The sequence below is a fragment of the Methylibium sp. T29 genome, assembly GCF_000576205.1.
In the GTDB taxonomy this organism is placed as follows: Bacteria; Pseudomonadota; Gammaproteobacteria; order Burkholderiales; family Burkholderiaceae_C; genus Methylibium; species Methylibium petroleiphilum.
In genome coordinates, this window is the sequence record NZ_AZND01000198.1 from 1 (window position 1) to 6,245 (window position 6,245).

Here is a 6,245-nt window from a genome sequence, read left to right on the forward strand (position 1 = left end):
GCCGCGGCGCAGCCGGCGCTGTGCCTGCCGGCCCACCTGCCCGAGAAGCCGGCGGGCCGCACCTTCGTGATCGGCGCCGGCAAGGCCTCGGCCGCGATGGCGCGGGTGCTGGAGCAGCACTGGGACGGCCCGCTGCAGGGCCTGGTGGTCACCCGCTACGGCTATGCGGTGCCCTGCGAGCGCATCGAGATCGTCGAGGCCGCCCACCCGGTGCCCGACGCCGCCGGGCTGCGCGCGGCCGAACGCATCCGTGCGCTGGTGAGCGATCTGCGCGCCGACGACCTGGTGATCGCTCTCATCTCCGGCGGTGGCTCCTCGCTGCTGGTGGCGCCGGGCCCCGGGCTCACGCTGGCCGACAAGCAGGCCGTCAACACCGCACTGCTGGAGAGCGGCGCGACGATCTCCGAGATGAACTGCGTGCGTCGGCACCTGTCGTCGCTGAAGGGCGGGCGGCTGGCCGCCGCCTGCCACCCGGCCCGGCTGGTGAGCCTGCTGGTCTCCGACGTGCCGGGCGACAACCCGATCGACATCGCATCGGGCCCGACCGTGGCCGACCCGACCACCTGTGCCGACGCGCTGGCCATCGTGCAGCGCTACCGGATCGCGCTGCCGCCGGCGGTGCGCGCGCTGCTGGAAAGCGGCGACGGCGAGACCGTCAAGCCGCACGATCCCCGCCTGGCACGCAGCGAGACGCGGCTCATCACCGCGCCGCGGATCGCGCTCGAGGCGGCGGCGCGGGTCGCGCGCGACGCCGGCCTCACGCCCTACATCCTGGGCGACAGCCTCGAGGGCGAGGCACGCGAGGTTGGCAAGGCCATCGCCGGCATCGCAAGGCAGGTGGCGCTGCACGGCCAGCCGTTCCGCCCGCCCTGCGTGCTGCTGTCGGGCGGCGAGACCACGGTCACCTTGAAAGGCCGGGGCCGCGGCGGCCGCAATGTCGAGTTCCTGCTGTCGCTCGCCATCGCGCTGGACGGCCTGCCCGGCGTGCATGCGATCGCGGGCGACACCGACGGCGTCGACGGCGTCGAGGAGATCGCCGGCGCCTGCGCCGCGCCCGACACGCTGGCGCGTGCCTGGGCGCTCGGCCTGCGCCCGCGCGCCAGCCTCGACGACAACGACGGCCACGGCTTCTTCCAGGCGCTGGGCGATTCGGTGGTCACCGGCCCGACGCTGACCAACGTGAACGACTTCCGGGCGGTGCTGATCGAGGGCCCGGCCGGCGCCTGAACGCGCGTCAGGTCTTCAGCCGGTAGCCGGTGCGGAAGATCCAGGCCACGACGGCCAGCGAGCCGGCGAGGAAAGCGAAGGTCATGCCCAGGCTCAGTGCGATGTGCACGTCGGCCGTGCCGTAGAAGCTCCAGCGGAAGCCGCTCACCAGGTAGACCACCGGGTTGAACAGCGCCACCGTCTGCCAGAACGGCGGCAGCATGCCGATCGAATAGAAGCTGCCACCCAGGAAGGTGAGCGGCGTGACGATCAGCAGCGGCACCACCTGCAGCTTCTCGAAGCCGTCGGCCCAGATGCCGATGATGAAGCCGAACAGGCTGAAGGTCACCGCCGTCAGCACCAGGAACAGCAGCATCCAGACCGGGTGCTCGATGCGCAGCGGCACGAACAGCCAGGCGGTGGCCAGGATGATGAGCCCGAGCACGACCGACTTGGTGGCCGCGGCGCCCACGTAGCTCAGCACGATCTCGAAGGCCGAGACCGGCGCCGACAGCAGCTCGTAGATCGTGCCGGTGAACTTGGGAAAGTAGATGCCGAACGAGGCGTTCGAGATGCTCTGCGTCAGCAGCGACAGCATCACCAGCCCCGGCACGATGAAGGCGCCGTAGCTGACGCCGTCCACTTCGGGAATGCGCGCGCCGATCGCCGCACCGAACACCACGAAGTACAGCGAGGTGGAGATCACCGGCGAGATCACGCTCTGCATCAGCGTGCGCCACGCGCGCGCCATCTCGAAGCGGTAGATCGCGCGCACCGCGTGCAGGTTCATGCTCATGGGGTGTTGTCCTCGATCAGGCCGACGAAGATGTCTTCCAGGGAGCTCTGCGTCGTGTGCAGGTCCTTGAAGGCGATCCCCAGCCCGCTCAGCGCGTCCAGCAGCGCGGCGATGCCGGCGCGCCCGCTCTGCGTGTCGTAGGTGTAGGTCAGCTCCAGGCCGTCGGCCGACAGCGTGAGCGCGTAGGCGGCCAGCGCGGGCGGCACCTGCGCCAGCCGCGCCGTCAGCTGCAGTGTCAGCTGCTTGCGGCCGAGCTTGCGCATCAGCTCGGCCTTCTGCTCGACGAGGACCAGCTCGCCCTTGTTGATGATGCCGATGCGGTCGGCCATCTCCTCGGCTTCCTCGATGTAGTGCGTGGTCAGGATGATGGTCACGCCGGTGGCGCGCAGCTCGCGGACCAGCTGCCACATGTCGCGCCGCAGCGTCACGTCGACGCCGGCGGTCGGCTCGTCCAGGAAGAGGATGCGCGGCTCGTGCGACAGCGCCTTGGCGATCATCAGCCGTCGCTTCATGCCACCCGACAGCGCCATGATCTTGCTGTCCTTCTTGTCCCACAACGACAGCGCCTTCAGCACCTTCTCGATGTGCGCCGGGTCCGGCGGCTTGCCGAACAGGCCGCGGCTGAAGGACACCGTGTTCCACACCGATTCGAAGGCGTCGGTCGTCAGCTCCTGGGGCACGAGGCCGATCAGCGAGCGTGCGGCGCGGTAGTCGCGAACGATGTCGTGCCCGTCGACTTCGATGCGGCCGCTGCTCGCATTGACGATGCCGCAGACGATGCTGATCAGCGTGGTCTTGCCGGCGCCGTTGGGTCCCAGCAGCGCGAAGATCTCGCCGGGGCGGATCGCCAGGTCGATGCCCTTGAGCGCGTGGAAGCCCGAGCGGTAGGTCTTGGAGACGCCTGTGGCCGTGAGGATGTGCTGCATCGGGACGAGGATAGCCGCAGCCTGCCCAGGCTGCCTGTCACGCCTGGGCAAGCGCGGTGTCCGGAATGAGCCATCTTTCAGCGTGCCCGCGCCCTAAGCTGCGCCGCGAGCAACCCGGAGAGACCTGCCCATGAGCCAGCCTGTCGCCATCGTGCCGCCCGAGGCGGTGACCCCTGCGTGGATCACGGCCGCGTTGGCCGCCGGGGGCGTGAACGCCCGGGTCGCCGGACTGGTGATGGAGTCGGTGGGCACCGGACAGCTCGGCGAGACCCGGCGCTTCCACCTCGAGTACGCCGGCACGCCGCCGCCCGACGCGCCGAAGTCGGTGGTCGGCAAGTTCCCGTCCGCCAATGCCACGGCGGCGGAGACCGGGCGGTCGATGGGCTTCTACCGCTCGGAGGTCATGTTCTACCGGGAGGCGGCCGCGAAGGCCGGCATCCACGTGCCGCGGACCTACGTCGCGGAGATCGATGCCGCCAACGATTTCGTGCTGCTGTTCGAGGACCTGGCGCCGGCCCGGCCCGGTGACCAGATGCGCGGCTGCAGCGTCGACGAGGCGCGCCGTGCGCTGTCGGAGGCGGCCCGGCTCCACGCGGCCTACTGGAACGACCTCGAGCTGATGAAGCAGCCCTGGCTCTACGTGCCCGAAGGCGCGCAGGGCTTCTACACCACCGAGCTGATCGAGTCGTCGTGGGACTATTTCAAGCGCACCTACGACGGCGTGCTGTCCGCCGAGGTCACCGATGTCTGCGAGCGCTACGTCCGTCACCACGCGCACTGGAACCGGCCGCGGCCGCTGCCCAAGTGCTACTCGCACTGCGACTTCCGGCCCGACAACATGCTGTTCCATCCCGCGGGGGGCCGGGTCGCGATCGTCGACTGGCAGACCAGCAACTTCCTCGGGACCGGCATGGACACCGCCTATTTCCTGGGGGGAGCGTTCGACCGCGAGACGCGCCGCAAGCACGAGCGCTCGCTGCTCGCCGGCTACCACGAGGCACTCTGCGCCCACGGCGTGCAGGACTACAGCTTCGACCACGCGATGGCCGACTACCGGCACTACAGCTTCGCGGTGCTCGCGGTCGCGATCGCCGCGACGGTGATCGTCAAGCGCACCGAACGGGGCGACCGCCTGTTCGCGCACATGATCACCGGTGGCGCGCACCAGGCGATCGACAACCACGCGCTCGACACGCTGGGCGCCTGAGGGACCGGCCATGCGCCTGCTCAAGCCGCACCTGGACATCGGCCTGTTCACCAACCAGATCGCGCAGCAGCGCAGCTTCTGGTCGGACACCGTGGGCCTGCGCCTCGACCATGAGCTCGACTTCGGCAACGGCACCGTCCAGCACCGCTACGACGCCCACGGCTCCGTCGTCAAGGTGAACCACTACCCGACGCCGCTGCCCGGGCAGCCGCCGACCGGCTACGTCGGCCTGACGATCGCGGGCCCCGATGCGCGCCGCTACGAAGGCCGGCACCCGGACGGCGACGCGGTCCGCGTGGTGCCGAGCGGCACCGATGGCGTGGTGGGCATCGGCATCACGGTGCGCACGCCGGACACCGCGCGGCTGATGCGCTTCTACACCGAGGCGATGGCGTTCGACCGCGTCGCCGACGACGTGGCGCGCTGCGGCGACACGCTGCTGTTCGTCACGCCCGGCCCGGGCGGGCGACCCTGCAACGATTTCGTCGGCCTGGCGTTCCGCTACCTCACCGTCCAGATCGACGATGCCGACCTGGCGATGCAGGAGATCGTGGCGCGCGGCGGAAGCGTGGCGCGCGACCCGGTCACCTTCGGCACGGTCGCGCGCTACGGTTTCGTCGCGGACCCCGACGGGAACTGGATCGAGATCTCCGCGCGCGGATCGCTCGGCGGTCACGTGCCGCCGGTCGATCGCTGAGTCCACCGAGGCCCATCGCATGGCGCACTACGTCACGTGGAGGACGCGGTCGGGATGCCCGGCCTGCGCGTGGTGCTCACGCCGGGCGTGCCCGGCCCGTGGAGCGAGGCGGCCAAGGCGATCCTGCACGTCAAGAAGCTCGCGCACGTGAAGGTGAGGCAGGAGCTGCTCGGTTCCAACCTGCCGCTGATCCGCTGGACCGCGCAGGCCACCGCGCCGGTCGCGGTGTGGAACGAGGAGCCACCGCGGTCGACGTGGATCGAACAGCTGTATCTGTTCGAGCGGCTGGCGCCGGAGCCGGCGCTGATCCCGCGCGATGTCGACGAGCGGATGCTGATGTTCGGCCTGGCAAACGAGATCTTCGGCGAGAACGGCTTCGTGTGGAACCGGCGGCACCTGATGGTGCGCGACTTCTCCGGCCCCGATCAGCCGCCGGAGATCCGCGAGAGCTTCAGGTTCCTCGGCCGGAAGTACGGGTACGGCGACGCTGCCGCGGCGGCGGCGCCCGCTCGCTGCGCCGAGGTGATGGGCCTGCTGGCCGACCGGCTGCGATCGCAACGCGAGCGCGGCAGCCGCTACTGCGTGGGGGCCTCGCTCACCGCGCTGGACCTTTATGCCGCCTGCGCCTACGCGCTGGTCTCGCCATTGCCGCAGGACCTGTGCGCGATGACGCCGCTGTTCCGTGCCGTGTACACGACCGGCGACCCGGTGGTGAGGGCCGCCGCGGTCCCCATCCTCGGCGAGCACCGCGACTTCATCTACCGGCAGCACCTGGAGCTGCCGGTCGACCTCTGAGTCTCAGCCGACGGGGTCTATGGGCGTGGCGAGCGCGAAGCGCCGCTCGATCGCTTCGGCGGCATCGAGGCACTGGTCCTCGCGGAAACGCCGGCCGGTCAGCAGCACGCCGATCGGCAGGCCGGTGGCCTCGTCGCGGTCCGCCGGCACGCAGGCCGAGGGCAGGCCCATCAGATTGGCCGGCAGCACCGGACGGATCATCTCCGCGGTGTCGGCGGCGCCAGCGGGCGAGGCGCAGTCGAAGCCGGGTTCGAACGGCAGTTGCGACCAGGTCGGCGACAGCAGCAGCGGGTACGTCGCCATGAAGCGCGACCAGTCGCGCGCGATGCCGTCGCGGCGCATGAACAGCTCGGACACCGCCGCGGTGTCGGCCCACGGCGGCATGATGGCGCGCAGCATCTCCCAGAAGGCTGCGCCGTCGCGCCCCATCATCGGCAGCAGCTGCGGCGTCATCGCCTCGAAGTCGCCGAACAGCAGTTGCGCCCAGGCGGTGATCGCGTCCTCGTAGCGCGGCGGGCAGATCTCGGTCACCTCGTAGCCGGCATCGGCCAGCGCCGCGGCGGCCCGCCGTACCGCGGCGGCCACGCGCGGATCGGTGCGGCCACCCCGGTGGCTCGG

7 protein-coding genes are annotated in these 6,245 nt (G+C 70.7%); 4 read left to right on the plus strand and 3 right to left on the minus strand.

The features are described 5' to 3' along the window. Positions 1–1,227 (plus strand): glycerate kinase (locus tag x551_RS17195; RefSeq protein ID WP_036249736.1); only part of this gene is annotated, 1,227 nt, incomplete at its 5' end. Positions 1,228–1,234: 7 nt separating this feature from the next. Here the strand turns inward: x551_RS17195 and x551_RS17200 are convergent. Then, positions 1,235–1,996, minus strand: coding sequence for an ABC transporter permease (locus x551_RS17200; protein ID WP_036235073.1), 762 nt, complete (start codon positions 1,994–1,996; stop codon positions 1,235–1,237). Between the two features lie 2 nt (positions 1,997–1,998). Further along, positions 1,999–2,928 (minus strand): ABC transporter ATP-binding protein, encoded by a 930-nt coding sequence (locus tag x551_RS17205; protein ID WP_011828578.1) that lies wholly within the window; start codon positions 2,926–2,928, stop codon positions 1,999–2,001. 130 nt (positions 2,929–3,058) lie between these two features. On the opposite strand from x551_RS17205, the gene x551_RS17210 reads away from it, so the two are divergent. The 3 genes from x551_RS17210 to x551_RS17220 are packed head-to-tail and all read left to right on the plus strand — an operon-like array spanning position 3,059 to position 5,627. Continuing rightward, positions 3,059–4,135, plus strand: coding sequence for a phosphotransferase (locus tag x551_RS17210; protein ID WP_051495874.1), 1,077 nt, complete (start codon positions 3,059–3,061; stop codon positions 4,133–4,135). 10 nt (positions 4,136–4,145) lie between these two features. Further along, complete coding sequence (locus x551_RS17215) at positions 4,146–4,832, plus strand: VOC family protein (protein WP_036235065.1); 687 nt, start codon at positions 4,146–4,148, stop codon at positions 4,830–4,832. Between the two features lie 54 nt (positions 4,833–4,886). Continuing rightward, positions 4,887–5,627, plus strand: coding sequence for a hypothetical protein (locus x551_RS17220; protein WP_152543556.1), 741 nt, complete (start codon positions 4,887–4,889; stop codon positions 5,625–5,627). A 3-nt stretch (positions 5,628–5,630) separates the two neighbouring features. On the opposite strand, the gene x551_RS17225 is transcribed toward x551_RS17220, so the two are convergent. After that, the coding region (locus x551_RS17225; protein WP_036249740.1) for an amidase family protein at positions 5,631–6,245 on the minus strand (615 nt) is incomplete at its 5' end.

Excerpts from the sequence above, each read along its gene's own strand:
- x551_RS17215 (WP_036235065.1), top strand. The coding sequence starts at position 4,146 with ATGCGCCTGCTCAAGCCGCACCTGGACATCGGCCTGTTCACCAACCAG.
- x551_RS17220 (WP_152543556.1), top strand. The coding sequence starts at position 4,887 with ATGCCCGGCCTGCGCGTGGTGCTCACGCCGGGCGTGCCCGGCCCGTGG.
- x551_RS17200 (WP_036235073.1), bottom strand. The coding sequence starts at position 1,996 with ATGAACCTGCACGCGGTGCGCGCGATCTACCGCTTCGAGATGGCGCGC.
- x551_RS17205 (WP_011828578.1), bottom strand. The coding sequence starts at position 2,928 with ATGCAGCACATCCTCACGGCCACAGGCGTCTCCAAGACCTACCGCTCG.
- x551_RS17210 (WP_051495874.1), top strand. The coding sequence starts at position 3,059 with ATGAGCCAGCCTGTCGCCATCGTGCCGCCCGAGGCGGTGACCCCTGCG.